Origin of the sequence: Accumulibacter sp. (assembly GCF_023806565.1) — a bacterium.
Classification (GTDB): domain Bacteria; phylum Pseudomonadota; class Gammaproteobacteria; order Burkholderiales; family Rhodocyclaceae; genus Accumulibacter.
Genome location: NZ_JAMTDV010000104.1, coordinates 1 through 14,802, shown reverse-complemented (window position 1 = coordinate 14,802; position 14,802 = coordinate 1). Strand labels below are relative to the sequence as shown.

The following is a 14,802-nucleotide window of genomic DNA, read 5'->3' as shown; positions in this document are numbered from 1 at the left end:
CTTCGTCGCGCCCAGGCTGGTGGTGACTGACGACGGCTCGCATTCCGTTCGCATGCCCTCGCTGGGCGAACAGTATCATTCCTCGCACGGCGCCATCGTCGAGGCGCAAACGGTGTTCCTACGGTACGGCTATGAGCACGCGCTGGCTTGTCGACCGGAGCATTTGCGCATCCTCGAAGTCGGTTTCGGCACCGGGCTCAACGCGCTGCTGACCTGGAATCGGAACCGCTGCGAACGAGTCAACGTAAGCTACACTGCGCTGGAGCCATGGCCGCTGCCTTGCGAGCTGATTGCGCAACTGAACTATGGCGCATTTCTCGAAGCACCGGCGCCGGAGATTTTCGTTGCCATGCATGGCTGCGCATGGGGAAGGCCGCAGTTCATTGGCGAGCGATTTTCGCTTCTCAAGCGGCGAACCAGTCTTGAGCAGTTTGAGCCTTCCGGTCTCTACGACCTCGTCTTTTATGACGCGTTTTCCCCGGCGGTGCAACCGGAACTCTGGACAGCTGGCGTGTTTGGCCGGATCAGCAGCTACCTGAGCCCGGGAGCCGTCCTCGTGACCTACTGTGCCAAGGGTACCGTGAAGAGAAGTCTCAAGGCTGCGGGTTTCGCTCTGGAGTCGCTCCCGGGCCCTCCGGGGAAGCGAGAAGTTTCGCGCGCCACCAAGCCGTGGGCGACCGCGTAGCGTGTGTCGTGCGCGGCAACCGGCGTACGGGTGTCCAACGTCTGCGGTGCGCTAGCCGTGCAGCCACGCCTGGCGTAGCGCATTGGGCTTGCGCTTCGTTTTCAAGTTGTGGCTGTCACGGGCGGGCTCGCCAACCCGGATCGTGAACTTCATCAGTTCGTCACGGCGAAAGACATGGACGATCAAGCTATCGCCAGGTCTGCGGCGGCTCAGCATGCGCTCCAGGGTGAGAGGCGTCACGCGCAGACCGTCGATTGCGAGCAGGGTATCGCCAGCGGACAGTCCGGCGCGTTGCGCGGGCCCGCCATCGTAGACCGTCGCCAAGCGCACATGGTCTCCGTCATGGCTGGTCTTCGCTCCCAGCAACGGCGTGCTGGACGCGGCCGTGCGTTGCAGGCGCATGCCGAAAGGCCTCATTAGGCTGGCTAGGTCCATCTCGCTGGTGCCGAGTATGGCTTCGGTGAAGAACTGTCGCAGGTCGAGACCCGACAGTTCTTCGGCGATCAACCGAATGTCGTCGTCGCCAATCCCGCGGCCGTCGCCCTGGCCGTGACGCTGCCATAGTGCGCGCATGACGTCATCCAGCGAAATTCGGCCCATCGTCCCCGCCCGTAGCGTAAGGTCGAGCGCCAGCGCCACCAGGGCGCCCTTGGCGTAGTAGCTGACGACCGCGTTTGGTGTGTTCTCGTTTGGTCGATAGTACTTGGTCCAGGCGTCGAAGCTGGAATCGGCAAGCGTCTGCCGCTGTCGCCCGGGCTCGCGTTGCACCTTGTCGATCGTCGTGGCGATCCGCTTCAGCCAGTCCTTGCGCTTGATCGCTCCGCAGCGCAACAGCGCGAGATCGTCGTAATACGAAGTGAAGCCCTCGAAAGCCCAGAGGAGAGTGGTGTAGTTTTCGGCGTCGAGGTTGTAGGAGTCGAATGCGGCGGGTTTGATGCGTTTGACATTCCAGGCATGAAAATACTCATGGCTGCACAGGCCAAGAAAACTTTGATACCGCCTGGGCGTGCCGCGCATGCCGCGGTAGGGCAGGTCGTCACGCGCGCAAAGCAGCGCGGCCGACGCGCGGTGCTCGAGCCCGCCGTACGCGTCGCCGACTGCGGTGACCAGGAAGACGTAGTGCGGCATCGGCGCCGGCTCGCCGAAAAAGCGGATTTGCCATTCGCAGATCCGCTGCAGGTCGCTGGTAAGGCGTTCCAGGTCGCAATCGTGGCGACCGCTGATGGCAACCTCGTGCGGCACGCCACAGGCGATGAAGGTGCCAAGCGTGAAACTTCCCATCTCGACCGGGTGGTCGATCAATTCGTCATAGTTTTCGGCCCGGTAGAGCCCGAAGGCGCATTGTCGCGCCGCGCTGCGGGAGGCCGGGGTGAGCGCGGTGGCCACGCGCCACCCGTGGAATTCGCTCCCGACCGGCCGCTCGAGATCGATCAGGCAAGGCCGATCTTCCTGCCCGATGGCGCGCAGAAAGACGCTGCTGCCATTAAAGAACGCATGCGTCTGATCGACGTGAGCTCCGCGTACCGAGAGGTCCCAGGCGTAGATGTCGCAAATTACGGTAAGCGACTCGCCCTTTTCGACCGGAGCCGCTCGCCAACTGTGCTTGTCGATCTTTTCCAGTCGAACGGGCTTGCCAGCGGCCTCGGCGCGAATCGCGACGATATGACGTGCGAAATCGCGAATCAGGTAGCTGCCGGGGGTCCATGCGGGCATGGCGAAGCGCTGCCCAGGCGGGTCGGGATCGAGCAGCTTGCAGCGAACCTCCAGCAAGTGGGCTTTGGGATTGCTGGGGCGAATGCTGTAATGGATTCTGGCGGTGTTCATCGGGCGGACCCTGCGGGGCAGGCTTGTCAGGCGGTCTAGGGAATTGTACGGCCGCTATGGTGTCATTATCGAGTGTCTGGCTGGACGTGCGCAGTATGTCGGCGACGCAATGTGCAGACAATTTTCTTTCCCGAAATGCGATTGCCGTCCTCCGGATGACCTTAGCATCGCTTGGAGCGCGGCGCGAGTCGTGCCACAATCGGCTCGTTCGGGGATGGCCCGACGACTTATCCGTCCAAATCGAGAGGAGCGAGACAAAATGTTGAAGAATTCCAGAGGTTGCGCACTTGCTGTGACGCTTGCCGGCATGCTCTTGGCAGCGCCGACCGTGGCACAGGAACTCACCGGCACTCTGAAAAAGATCAAGGAGACCGGTGCCATCACGCTGGGCCATCGCGAGTCGTCGATCCCCTTTTCCTATTATGACGAAAAGCAGCAGGTGATCGGCTATTCGCAGGAGATGATGCTGAAAGCGGTCGATGCGATCAAGAGCGAGCTGAAGATGCCCAAGCTCGAGATCAAGCTGATGCCGGTCACCTCGGCAAATCGAATCACCCTGGTACAGAACGGATCGGTCGATCTGGAATGCGGTTCGACTACCAACAACACCGAGCGTCAGAAGCAGGTGAGTTTTTCGACCACGATTTTCATCATCGGCACGCGCCTGATGACCAAGACCAACTCCGGGATCAACGACTTTCCCGATCTGGCCGGAAAGAATGTCGTAACCACCGCCGGAACGACCTCTGAACGCCTGCTACGCAAGATGAATGAGGACAAGCAGATGAAGATGAACGTGATCAGCGCCAAGGATCACGGGGAAGCGTTCCTCACCCTGGAGACCGGACGTGCCGTCGCCTTCATGATGGATGACGCATTGCTCTACGGAGAAATGGCCAAGGCCAAGCGTCCTGCCGACTGGACGGTGGTCGGCACGCCGCAATCCTTCGAAGCCTATGGCTGCATGTTGCGCAAGGACGACCCGGCTTTCAAGAAGGTCGTCGACGGCGCGTTGACGAAAGTGATGACCTCCGGCGAAGCGGAGAAGATTTACGCCAAATGGTTCCTGCAGCCGATCCCGCCGAAAGGCCTGAACCTCAATTTCCCGCTTTCCGAGCCCATGAAGAAGTTGTACAAGGCGCCGAACGACAAGGCGTTCGAGTAGTCTCGCTGCACAGGTCCGGGGGTCGCTCCCCCGGGAAATGATTCACCAATCAAGGAGGGTGCCATGTTGAACAGGACTGCAAGAAGCTGGTTGTTCGCAATCGCCTCGATGCTCGCCGCTTGCGGCGTCTCGATCGCCGCCGACAAGCCCAACGTCGTGATCCTCGCCACCGGCGGAACGATTGCCGGAGCGGGTGCCGATGTGACCAACAGCGCCACTTATCAGGCGGCCAAGGTTCCCGTGGATAAGCTCATTGCCGGAATTCCGCAGTTGAATGCGATTGCCTCGGTGCGTGGCGAACAGGTGTTCCAAATTGCTTCGGAGAGCCTCACCAATGCCAATCTGCTCACCCTGGCGAAACGGGTAGCGGCGCTGGTGAAGCAGAATGACGTGGATGGCGTGGTGATCACTCATGGCACCGATACGCTAGAGGAGACTGCGTATTTTCTCAATCTGGTGGTGCACACCGACAAGCCGATCGTCGTCGTCGGATCGATGCGGCCGGGAACCGCCATGTCGGCAGACGGCATGCTGAATCTGTACAACGCGGTCAGCGTGGCAGCCAGCAAGGATGCCCGGGGGAAAGGCGTGCTGGTCACGATGAATGACGAGATCAACAGCGGTCGCGACGTTTCCAAGATGGTCAACATTCGGACCGAAGCGTTCAAGAGCCCCTGGGGACCCCTGGGAATGGTCGTCGAGGGCAAGAACTACTGGTTCCGGCTGCCGGCGAAGCGGCATACCAACAACTCCGAATTCGACATCGAGAAGATCGACACGCTGCCGTCGGTGGAAATCGCGTACGGCCAAGGCAACGCAGACGATATCGCCTACCGCGCCTTTGCGGCAAACGGCGCCAAGGCGATCATCCATGCTGGCACCGGCAATGGCTCGGTAAGCAGCGCCGTCGTGCCCACCCTGCAGGAACTGCGCGGCAAGGGCGTCCAGATCATCCGCTCGTCGCATGTCAACGCGGGAGGCTTCGTGCTGCGCAACGCCGAGCAACCCGACGACAAGTACGACTGGGTGGTCGCACACGATCTCAATCCGCAGAAGGCGCGCATTCTTGCCTTGGTGGCCCTGAGCAAGACGCAGGACAGCAAGGAACTGCAGCGAATTTTCTGGGAGTACTGATTTCCGTTCGGCGATCAGGGCAGGGGGCCTGCGCAGGCTCGTCCTGCACTGCTGCTAGGAGAAGCATCGATGGGTTACCACTGGAACTGGGATATTTTTCTGCAGCCAACGGCGACGGGTGACGATACCTATCTCGGCTGGATGCTTTACGGGTTCAAGATGACCATTGCCCTGTCGCTATCGGCCTGGCTGATTGCGCTGGTCCTGGGTGCCGTGGTCGGCGTCATGCGAACCGTACCGAACAAGACCTTGTCGGGTTTCGCGACCGCTTACGTGGAGGTTTTCCGCAACATTCCGTTGCTCGTGCAGCTTTTCCTTTGGTACTTCGTGATGCCGGAGTTGTTGCCGGAAAAACTGGGCGACGCATTCAAGCAGACTAATCCGATCATGCAGCAGTTTCTCGCATCGATGATCTGTCTGGCGCTGTTCACCAGCGCACGGGTCGCCGAGCAGGTGCGTTCCGGGATCAACTCGCTGCCGCCGGGACAGAAGAACGCCGGTCTGGCCATGGGCTTCACCCTGCCGCAAACCTATCGCTACGTGCTGTTGCCGATGGCTGTGCGCCTGATCATTCCCCCACTGACCTCAGAGTTTCTCAACATTTTCAAGAACTCCGCCGTATGTTCGACGATCGGCCTGCTCGAACTGGCCGCCGAGGGTCGGCAACTGGTCGATTACACGGCACAGCCGTACGAATCCTTCATCGCCGTGACACTCGCCTATCTGCTGATCAATGTGGTGGTGATGTTCGGCATGCGCTGGGTCGAGGGGCGAGTGCGCGTTCCCGGCTATCTTGGAGGCAAGTGAGATGTATGACTTCGACTGGTCGTCCGTTCCCAATGCGCTGCCCTTTCTCTGGGACGGGATGAAGATTTCCCTCGAGATCACGGTGAGCGCGGTGCTCTTCGGAATCGTCTGGGGAACCTTGCTGGCGCTGATGAGACTGTCTTCCGTCCGCTTCCTGTCCTGGTTTGCGGCGGGCTACGTGAATCTCTTCCGGGCCGTCCCGCTGGTGATGGTTCTGTTGTGGTTTTTCCTGATCGTGCCGCATCTGCTGGAAAGCATCTTCGGCTTTCCCCGCGGCACCGACATGCGCCTGTCGTCGGCGATCGCCGGTTTTGCCCTGTTCGAGGCAGCGTACTACTCCGAGATCATTCGCGCGGGGATCCAGTCGGTTCCCAAGGGCCAGATGGCTGCGGCCAGCGCGCTCGGCATGACCTACGGTCAGGCGATGCGTCTGGTGGTGCTGCCGCAGGCTTTTCGCAACATGGTCCCTCTGCTGCTGACGCAGGGCATCATCCTGTTTCAGGACACCTCGCTGGTCTATGTTTCGGCTCTTGCCGACTTCTTCGGTGCCGCCTACAAGGTCGGCGACCGCGATGGCCGGCTGGTCGAGTTGCTGCTCTTTGCCGGTGCAGTCTATTTCGTGATTTGCTTCACCGCGTCCCGAATCGTTCGCCACTACCAAAGCAAGCTCAGGACGGCGTGAAACGTTTGCCGCAATGACTCAAGGAGAATTCCGATGATTACGATGAACAAGGTGAGCAAGCATTACGGGGCTTTCCAGGTGCTCAGCGATTGCACGACGCAGGTCCACAAGGGCGAAGTGATCGTCGTCTGCGGCCCGTCGGGTTCGGGCAAGTCGACGCTGATCAAGTGCGTAAATGGACTCGAGCCTTTTCAAAGCGGCGAGATCATCGTCAATGGCGTGTCCGTTGGTGATCCGAAAACCGATCTTTCCAAGTTGCGCTCGACCGTCGGCATGGTGTTCCAGAACTTCGAGCTTTTCCCGCACATGAGCATCATCGACAATCTGGCCATTGCGCAGATCAAGGTGCTCCACCGTGGTCAGGAGCAGGCGCACGAAAAGGGCTTCAAGCTGCTCGATCGCGTTGGCTTGCGAGCGCAGGCGCAGAAGTATCCCGGACAGCTTTCCGGCGGTCAGCAGCAGCGTGTGGCGATCGCCAGGGCGCTGGCAATGGACCCGATCTGCATGCTTTTCGACGAACCGACTTCGGCGCTCGACCCGGAGATGGTGAACGAGGTACTCGACGTGATGACCGAACTGGCGCAGGAAGGGATGACCATGATGTGCGTCACGCATGAAATGGGTTTTGCCAAACGGGTGGCGAGCCGGGTCATCTTCATGGATCAAGGCCGAATCGTCGAAGACGACAGCAAGGAAGCGTTCTTCGAACGGGCCCGTTCCGAGCGGGCGCAGCAATTTCTGGCAAAGATTCTGCACCACTGAGCACGGAACGCCTGCAGTCCTGCCGATGGCATTTTCTGACGGCGGGAGTAGCGTGCGGGCAGATGGCCCCGGCAAGGAGGCGGGCGCCACCTTGTATTACCGGCAGCTCGTGGTCGTGGATATTCGCACTCGGTATCCGAACCGGATGGGCAAAGAACGAAACGCCGATGCGTCCCCGGCACAATCCTGTTCCGAGCGAGCGGAGCAGTCTCGCAGCCGGACCTTGCGCCGGGCTGTGGTCCGCTCACAGGATTCGGCTGACGGCACGCGATTCACCCGCAAGAGGAGAGTGGCATGACTACGGTGACCGAATCGACCAACAATCTACGCCGCAACTTGCACGAAGTTGCCGACCGTCAGCATCTTTCGGCAAGTATCAGCGAGTTCCTCGATTGCTATTTCGTCGATGCCGAACTGGACGGCAGCGATGCGACTCCCGAAGAACTCGTCGGAGCGGCGGTCCAGCACTTTCGGCTGGGTGAGGCGCGCGCAACGGGACGAGCCCTCACCACGCTATACACACCGGATTTCGACCGGCACGGCTGGCATTCCCCGCACACCGTGGTCGATGTCGTCACCGACGACATGCCCTTCTTGGTCGATTCGATCACCATGGTGGTCTACCGCCATGGCCTGGTCATCCATCGCCTGCTGCATCCCTTGTTGGGGGCCGAACGCGAGCAGGATGGCCGCTTGCGGCGCACCACCCCGCGTGGTGCTCCCGGCAGCCGGCCGGAATCCTGGATTCACCTCGAGATCGATCGAATTGGCGACCCCAAGCTGGTCGACGCGTTGCACCAGGAAATCCTCTCCGCCCTTGCCGATGTCCGCGCCGCGGTCGAAGACGGTCCGCTCATGCAGCAGCGCATGCGCGAAGCGCGCGAGGAAATGGCGTTAGCCACGGTCGCTGAAAGTGACGAGGTAGCGGCCTACCTGACCTGGATCTCCGCCAACAATTTCGTCTTCCTCGGCGGCGCCGATTACCACGCTGCCGCTGGCGAAAGTGCGCTGGCCAGGGTTCCCGAGAGCGGACTTGGGATTCTGCGGCACGCCGACCATCCCGGTTTTGGCCGCTGTCTGGCGGGAATTCCCGGCGTGGTCGCCGAACTCGCAAGAAATCCGCTACCGGTGGTCCTGGTGAAGGCGGACGCACGCTCGACTGTCCACCGCTCGGCCTATCTCGATTTCATCGGCGTCAAGCGTTACGATGACGCCGGCAACATCGTCGGATTGCGAGCGTTCGTTGGCTTGTACACGGCCCACGTCTATCACGTTTCGGCGACGGACATCCCGCTGCTGCGGCGCAAGATCGCGGCTGTGCGGGACGCCGCTGGTTTCGTGCCGCGCAGTCATCGCGACAAAATCCTGCTCAATGTGCTCGAAACCTATCCGCGCGATGAGCTGATCGAGATTGCGCACGAAGACCTGATGCGAATCGCGCGTGGCATCGTCTCCGTGTACGAGCGCGAACAGGTGCGCGTGTTCCTGCGCGACGATCCCTGGGGGCGCTACGTCTCTGCCATTGTCTATATGCCGCGCGACCGCTTCGACACGACGACGCGCAAGCGAATTTCGGCGCTGCTTTACGAGACCCTGGCGGCCGAGCGCGTAGACTTCTTTGTCACGCTCGGCGAATCCCGCTTGGCGCGGCTGCACTTCATTGCGCGCACCGCGCTCGGCACGCGTTACCGGTACGACGCCGCGGCGATCGAAGGGCAGGTCGCGCGCATCGTTCGCGGTTGGGCCGACGAACTGAAACAGAACCTCGTCGGGCATTACGGCGAAGAACGCGGCAACAGCCTCCTGCGCCGCTACGCGCTCGAATTGCCGCAGTCGTATCAGGAGCGGGTGACGCCGGCTTCCGCGGTGTCCGACCTGGAACATCTGGAGGCAGCCGAGCAGAGCGGCCGCGTTGAAGTGAAACTGAGCACCGCGCAAGGCGACGACGGCGCGCACCACCACGTGAAGCTCTTCCGCCGTGGCCAGCCGCGACCACTCTCGGCGATTCTGCCGGTGCTCGAGAACATGGGTTTGACCGTACTGTCCGAACAGCCGTTTACCTTGCCGAGAAGCGATCTGCACATTGCCGACTTCGCCGTGCGTTTGCCGCAAGCGGGAGCGCTTGACGACGACGCGACTCGAAGTGCATTCCTCAAGCTGCTCGAAAGCCTGCTGCGCGACCAGGCCGAGAACGATGGATTCAACCGCCTTGTCCTCCTGGCGGGACTCGACGGCCGCCAGATCAGCATCTTGCGCGCCTACAGCCATTACTTGCGACAGGCCGGGCTGCCGTTCAGTCAGGCCTACGTCGAACGTTGTCTCGCTACCCATTTCCAGATTACCCGCCATCTGGTCGAGTTGTTCGAAGCGCTGTTTTCGCAAGCGGCCGACGACGAGCGCGCCAAGCTGCTCGCCAATGAACTGGGCATGGCTCTCCTGCAGGTCAGCAATCCCGACGACGACCGAATTCTTTCGGCACTGCAGACGGTCATCGAGGCGACGCTGCGGACCAATGCCTATCAACCGGGTGCCGACGGAGAGGTGAAGAGCTACCTCTCGTTCAAGTTTTCGTCACGCGCCATTCCCTTCCTGCCCGATCCCGTGCCGCTTTACGAAATCTTTGTCTATAACGAGCGCGTCGAAGGGGTGCACCTGCGTGGCGCCAAGGTGGCGAGGGGCGGGCTGCGCTGGTCGGACCGGATGGAAGACTTTCGCACCGAGGTGCTGGGCCTGGTCAAGGCGCAGATGGTGAAGAATGCGGTAATCGTTCCGCTCGGTTCAAAAGGGGGGTTTGTTTGCAAGAGGCTGCCGCCAGCGAGCGAGCGCGAAGCATTCCTGGCCGAAGGAGTCGCCTGTTACTCGACTTTCATTCGTGGCCTGCTCGATCTGACCGACAACCTGGTCGATGGACAGATCTTGCCGCCCAATGGCGTGCGCCGGCGAGATGCCGACGATCCCTATCTGGTCGTTGCCGCCGACAAGGGAACGGCAACCTTCTCGGACATTGCAAACGGGATTGCCATCGAATACGGCTTCTGGCTCGGCGACGCATTTGCCTCCGGTGGCTCCGCCGGTTACGACCACAAGAAGATGGGAATCACCGCCAAAGGCGCGTGGGAAGCGATCAAGCGGCACTTCCGGGAGCTGGGACTGGATACGCAGACGCAGCCGTTTACCGTGGTCGGGATCGGCGACATGTCGGGGGATGTCTTCGGCAACGGCATGCTGCTCTCGCCCGAAATCAGACTGCTGGCAGCTTTCGATCACCGCCATCTGTTCGTCGATCCCGACCCCGACCCGGCGCGCAGCCTCGCCGAGCGGCAACGCCTGTTTTCCCTGCCGCGCTCTTCCTGGGCGGATTACGACCCGGCGCTGATTTCCTCGGGAGGTGGCGTGTGGTCGCGCAGCGCAAAGTCGATCCCGCTGTCGCCGGAAGTCCGTGCCTGGCTGGGAAGCGAGGCAAGCCAGATGACACCGCCAGAGCTCATCAAGGCCATCCTGCAGGCGCCGGTCGACCTGCTCTACAACGGCGGCATCGGGACCTATGTCAAGGCCAGTTCGCAAAGCCATCAGGAGGCGAACGATCGGGGTAACGACATCCTGCGCGTCGACGCCAGCCAGCTCAAGGCACGCGTGGTCGGCGAAGGCGGCAACCTGGGATTGACGCAGAAGGGACGGATCGAGTTTGCCCTCAATGGCGGAAGGATCTTTACCGACGCGATCGACAACTCCGCCGGCGTCGATTGTTCCGACCACGAAGTCAACATCAAGATCCTGCTGGCGGGTCTGGTCGGTCGCGGCGACATGACCGGCAAGCAGCGGGATGCACTGCTTGCCTCGATGACGGACGTGGTAGGAAGTCTGGTACTGGCCGACAATTATCAGCAGACACAGGCGATTTCCCTTGAGGCGGCGGCGGGAGCCGAACTGCTCGAGGTTCATGCCCGACTGATCCGGTCGCTGGAAGCGAAAGGCGCCTTGCATCGCGGCATCGAATTCCTGCCAGACGACAAGGGGCTGGCGGAGCGTGCGCAGCAGAAGCGCGGTCTCAGCGCACCCGAGATCTCGGTTCTTCTCGCCTACGTCAAGATCACCCTCAAGGAAACGATCCTCGGTTCGCCGCTTCCCGACAGCGAAGATGTGTACGAACTTCTGGTGAACTACTTCCCACCGGCCCTGCTCGAGCACTGCAGCGAACTGCTGTCGGCACACCCGCTGAAACGGGAGATCATCGCGACGCAACTCGTCAATCGTCTGGTGAACCGCATGGGAACGACGTTCGTCATTCAGGTCAGCGAGGAGACGGCGGCTTCGCCGGCACAGGTGGCCGCCGCGTGGTACGCCACGAGCCGCGTGCTCGACGCGGAAACGCTCTGGCGCGATCTCGAGTCGATGGACCTGGTGCTCGATGCCGAGAGGCAAATGGCGCTGATGTGCGGGCTGCGCGCGATGGTCACGGCGGCGACTACGCTGGCGCTGACGCAACGCGGACGCACGATTGGACAGTTGGTCGACCAGTATCGTCCGGCCGTAGCCGAAAGCATGCAGCGAATTCGCAGCGGCAAGAGTGGTGAGCAGGTGGTGACTGCGCTGGTCGAGGAGTCTGCGGCGATCGTCGCGACTTTCGAGCTGGTCAATCTGGCTAATGCCTGCGGCCATCCCTTGCGTGAGGTGGCGAGAGCCCTCGAATACCTCGAATCGCGGATCGACCTGCGTTGGCTGGGCGCGGCGATCGGTCGCCTGCCGGTTGGCAACCGCTGGCAGGCACGCGCCCGCGCGCAGCTCACGGCGGAACTCGCCGGCCTGCGGCAGCACCTGCTGCGTCAGGTTCTCGGGGCCAGCCTGCCGGATACTGTCGATGCGCGTGCGGTGCTCGACGAGATCAAGAGCAACGAGCCGCAGGACTTGGCCATGCTGTCTGCCGGTCTTGCCGAGATCAGGCGACTCGTCGTTTCCTGATCGCCGCCCGCCCACGACGGCTGCACTCCACGCGAGCGCGCCACGGGCGGACGGCAGCACTCATAATTATGAATTTTCGTGAGGAACGCCGGGGCATTTTGCTGTACAATCCTGAGCGGGCTACGAAGTCTTGTTACGCTCGCAAATCCCCCCAGGATCACCGATGCCGCTGCCTCCCTCCTCCGTCCGACGCACCCGCATGCATGTCCGCCGCGTCGAGCTTGACGGTTACAAGCGCGGCGACGGCCGTTGGGACATCGAGGCGCGACTGATCGACTTCAAGGATCACGACTACCCACTTTCGTCCGGCTTGCGGCGGCGAGGCGAGGCAGTGCACGACATGTGGGTGAGGGTGACCATCGACCACCAGATGAACATCCTCGACGCCGTTGCCTGTACCGATGCCATGCCCTACGCGGGTTATTGCGACCGGATCGTTCCGGACTATCGCCAGCTCGTCGGGCTCAATCTGTTTCATGGTTTCCGGACGGCGGTCAAGAGCCTGTTCCGTAGCACGCGCGGCTGCTCGCACCTCAGCGAGCTGGTAATGTTTCTTCCGACCGCGGCGCTGCAGACCTTTGCCAGCGAAGTATCCGACAGCGACGACAGCGGGCACAAGCCCTATCAGCTCGATCGCTGTCACGCGCTGGAATCGCATTCGGACGCGGTGCAGCGCTATTACCCGCGCTGGTATCGTGGCCAGAAGCCTGGGTAGGACGTTCTGCCCGTGGTTCATTACGTTTCGCAACCTTAACTCAAGCAAGGAAAGCGCATGAAAATTCACGAATATCAGGGCAAGGAACTCCTGAAGAAATTCGGCGTTGTGGTTCCGCGCGGGGTGTTCTGTCAATCCGTCGACGACGCGGTCAAGGCAGCCGAATCCCTGGGTGGCAAGGTCTGGGTGGTCAAGGCCCAGATTCATGCCGGTGGTCGCGGCAAGGGTGGCGGCGTGAAAGTGGCCAAGTCGCTCGATGAGGTTCGCCAGTATGCGGGTCAGATCCTTGGCATGCAGTTGGTTACCCACCAGACCGGCCCGGCAGGCCAGAAGGTGCGCCGCTTGCTGATCGAAGAGGGGGCGGACATCCGCAAGGAATACTACGTCGCGGCGTTGACCGACCGTGCGACGCAGAAGGTCGCAATGATGGCATCTTCCGAAGGTGGTATGGACATCGAGGAAGTCGCGCACAAGACGCCGGAGAAAATCCTCAAGGTTTTCATCGATCCGCTGGATGGTTTGACCGACGCGCAGGCTCGACAGCTCGCCACTGGGATTGGTGTTCCGGCTGAATCGGTGGATCGAGCGGTCGCAACTTTCCAGGGTCTCTACAAATGCTATATGGAGACCGATGCCTCGTTGGCCGAAATCAATCCGCTGATCCTTGAAGGCAACGGCAACATCAAGGCCCTTGACGCCAAGTTCAACTTCGACTCGAACTCGCTCTATCGGCAGCCCGAAGTCGTCGCTTTCCGTGACCTCGATGAAGAAGACCCCGACGAACTCGAGGCATCCAAGTTCGATCTCTCCTACATCTCGCTCGACGGCAACATCGGTTGTCTGGTCAACGGCGCCGGCCTGGCCATGGCGACGATGGACACGATCAAGCTGTTCGGCGCCGAACCGGCCAACTTCCTCGACGTCGGCGGCGGAGCGACCACCGAGAAGGTGACCGAAGCCTTCCAGATCATGCTCAGAAATCCCAAGGTCAAGGGCATCCTGGTCAACATCTTCGGCGGCATCATGCGCTGCGATACCATTGCCACCGGGGTCGTGGCGGCGGCGAGGGAAACCCATCTTTCGGTGCCACTGGTCGTCCGCATGAAGGGGACCAACGAGGATATCGGCAAGAAGATCCTCAGCGATTCCGGTCTGCCGATCATCACTGCCGATTCAATGGCCGAAGCCGCCACCAAGATCGTTGCTGCGGTCAGTTAAGGAGCCAACATGTCGATTCTGATTAACAAAGACACCAAGATCATCACCCAGGGGATTACTGGCAAGACCGGGCAGTTTCATACCGAGAAATGCCAGGAATACGCCAACGGCAAGAACTGCTTCGTCGCCGGCGTGAATCCCAAGAAAGCCGGCGAGAGCATCTTCGGAATTCCGATCTTCGCTTCGGTCAGGGAAGCCGCCGCCGAAACCGGCGCGACGGTCTCGGTGATCTACGTGCCACCGCCCGGCGCCGCCGCGGCGATCTGGGAAGCGGTCGAAGCCGACCTTGATCTGGTCGTCTGCATCACCGAAGGCATTCCTGTACGCGACATGTTGGTCGTGCGCAACAAAATGTTGCGCAAGGAAGCGGCCGGCGGCAAGAAGACCCTGCTGCTCGGGCCGAACTGCCCCGGCCTGATCACCCCGGACGAAGTGAAGATCGGCATCATGCCCGGACACATCCATCGCAAGGGCCGCATCGGCGTGGTTTCGCGCTCGGGAACGCTGACCTACGAAGCGGTTGCGCAATTGACCGAAATCGGTCTCGGACAGTCGTCGGCGGTTGGAACCGGCGGCGATCCGATCAATGGTCTCAAGCACATCGACATCATGCGTCTGTTCAATGATGACCCGGACACCGACGCCGTGATCATGATTGGTGAAATCGGCGGACCCGATGAGGCCAATGCGGCAGTGTGGTGCAAGGCCAACATGAAGAAGCCGATCGTCGGATTCATCGCCGGAGTCACCGCTCCCGCCGGCAAGCGCATGGGGCACGCGGGGGCGCTGATCTCCGGTGGCGCGGATACCGCCGACGCCAAGCTGGCGATCATGGAAGAATGCGGCTTCAA

General features: G+C 61.3%; 10 protein-coding genes and 1 pseudogene. 10 read left to right on the top strand and 1 reads right to left on the bottom strand.

The window, feature by feature from the left end; translation table 11 throughout:
- The coding region (gene mnmD, locus NFV80_RS11915; protein WP_295329527.1) for a tRNA (5-methylaminomethyl-2-thiouridine)(34)-methyltransferase MnmD at positions 1 to 685 on the top strand (685 nt) is incomplete at its 5' end.
- Between the two features lie 51 nt (positions 686 to 736).
- Here the strand turns inward: mnmD and NFV80_RS11910 are convergent.
- Positions 737 to 2,509, bottom strand: coding sequence for a PDZ domain-containing protein (locus NFV80_RS11910; RefSeq protein ID WP_295329525.1), 1,773 nt, complete (start codon positions 2,507 to 2,509; stop codon positions 737 to 739).
- 259 nt (positions 2,510 to 2,768) lie between these two features.
- Here NFV80_RS11910 and NFV80_RS11905 point away from each other — a divergent pair, with 259 nt between their 5' ends.
- The 9 genes and pseudogenes from NFV80_RS11905 to sucD all read left to right on the top strand — a co-directional run.
- Complete coding sequence (locus NFV80_RS11905; RefSeq protein WP_295329523.1) at positions 2,769 to 3,674, top strand: glutamate/aspartate ABC transporter substrate-binding protein; 906 nt, start codon at positions 2,769 to 2,771, stop codon at positions 3,672 to 3,674.
- A 135-nt stretch (positions 3,675 to 3,809) separates the two neighbouring features.
- A pseudogene (locus NFV80_RS11900) lies at positions 3,810 to 4,808 on the top strand (asparaginase); the annotation flags it as partial.
- Positions 4,809 to 4,877: 69 nt separating this feature from the next.
- Positions 4,878 to 5,615, top strand: coding sequence for an amino acid ABC transporter permease (locus NFV80_RS11895; RefSeq protein ID WP_295329521.1), 738 nt, complete (start codon positions 4,878 to 4,880; stop codon positions 5,613 to 5,615).
- A gap of 1 nt (position 5,616) precedes the next feature.
- Entirely contained in the window at positions 5,617 to 6,297 is a 681-nt protein-coding gene (gltK, locus tag NFV80_RS11890; protein WP_295329519.1) for a glutamate/aspartate ABC transporter permease GltK, read from the top strand.
- Between the two features lie 33 nt (positions 6,298 to 6,330).
- Positions 6,331 to 7,059 (top strand): amino acid ABC transporter ATP-binding protein, encoded by a 729-nt coding sequence (locus NFV80_RS11885; protein WP_295329517.1) that lies wholly within the window; start codon positions 6,331 to 6,333, stop codon positions 7,057 to 7,059.
- Between the two features lie 294 nt (positions 7,060 to 7,353).
- A complete protein-coding gene (locus NFV80_RS11880) occupies positions 7,354 to 12,018 on the top strand; it encodes an NAD-glutamate dehydrogenase (protein WP_295329515.1) in 4,665 nt (1,554 codons plus the stop codon).
- Between the two features lie 163 nt (positions 12,019 to 12,181).
- The gene (locus tag NFV80_RS11875) at positions 12,182 to 12,733 is read left to right on the top strand and encodes a DUF2889 domain-containing protein (protein ID WP_295329513.1); all 552 of its coding nucleotides are present in this window, start codon (positions 12,182 to 12,184) and stop codon (positions 12,731 to 12,733) included.
- 57 nt (positions 12,734 to 12,790) lie between these two features.
- Complete coding sequence (gene sucC / locus NFV80_RS11870; RefSeq protein WP_295329511.1) at positions 12,791 to 13,951, top strand: ADP-forming succinate--CoA ligase subunit beta; 1,161 nt, start codon at positions 12,791 to 12,793, stop codon at positions 13,949 to 13,951.
- Positions 13,952 to 13,960: 9 nt separating this feature from the next.
- Positions 13,961 to 14,802 (top strand): succinate--CoA ligase subunit alpha (gene sucD / locus NFV80_RS11865; protein WP_295329509.1); only part of this gene is annotated, 842 nt, incomplete at its 3' end.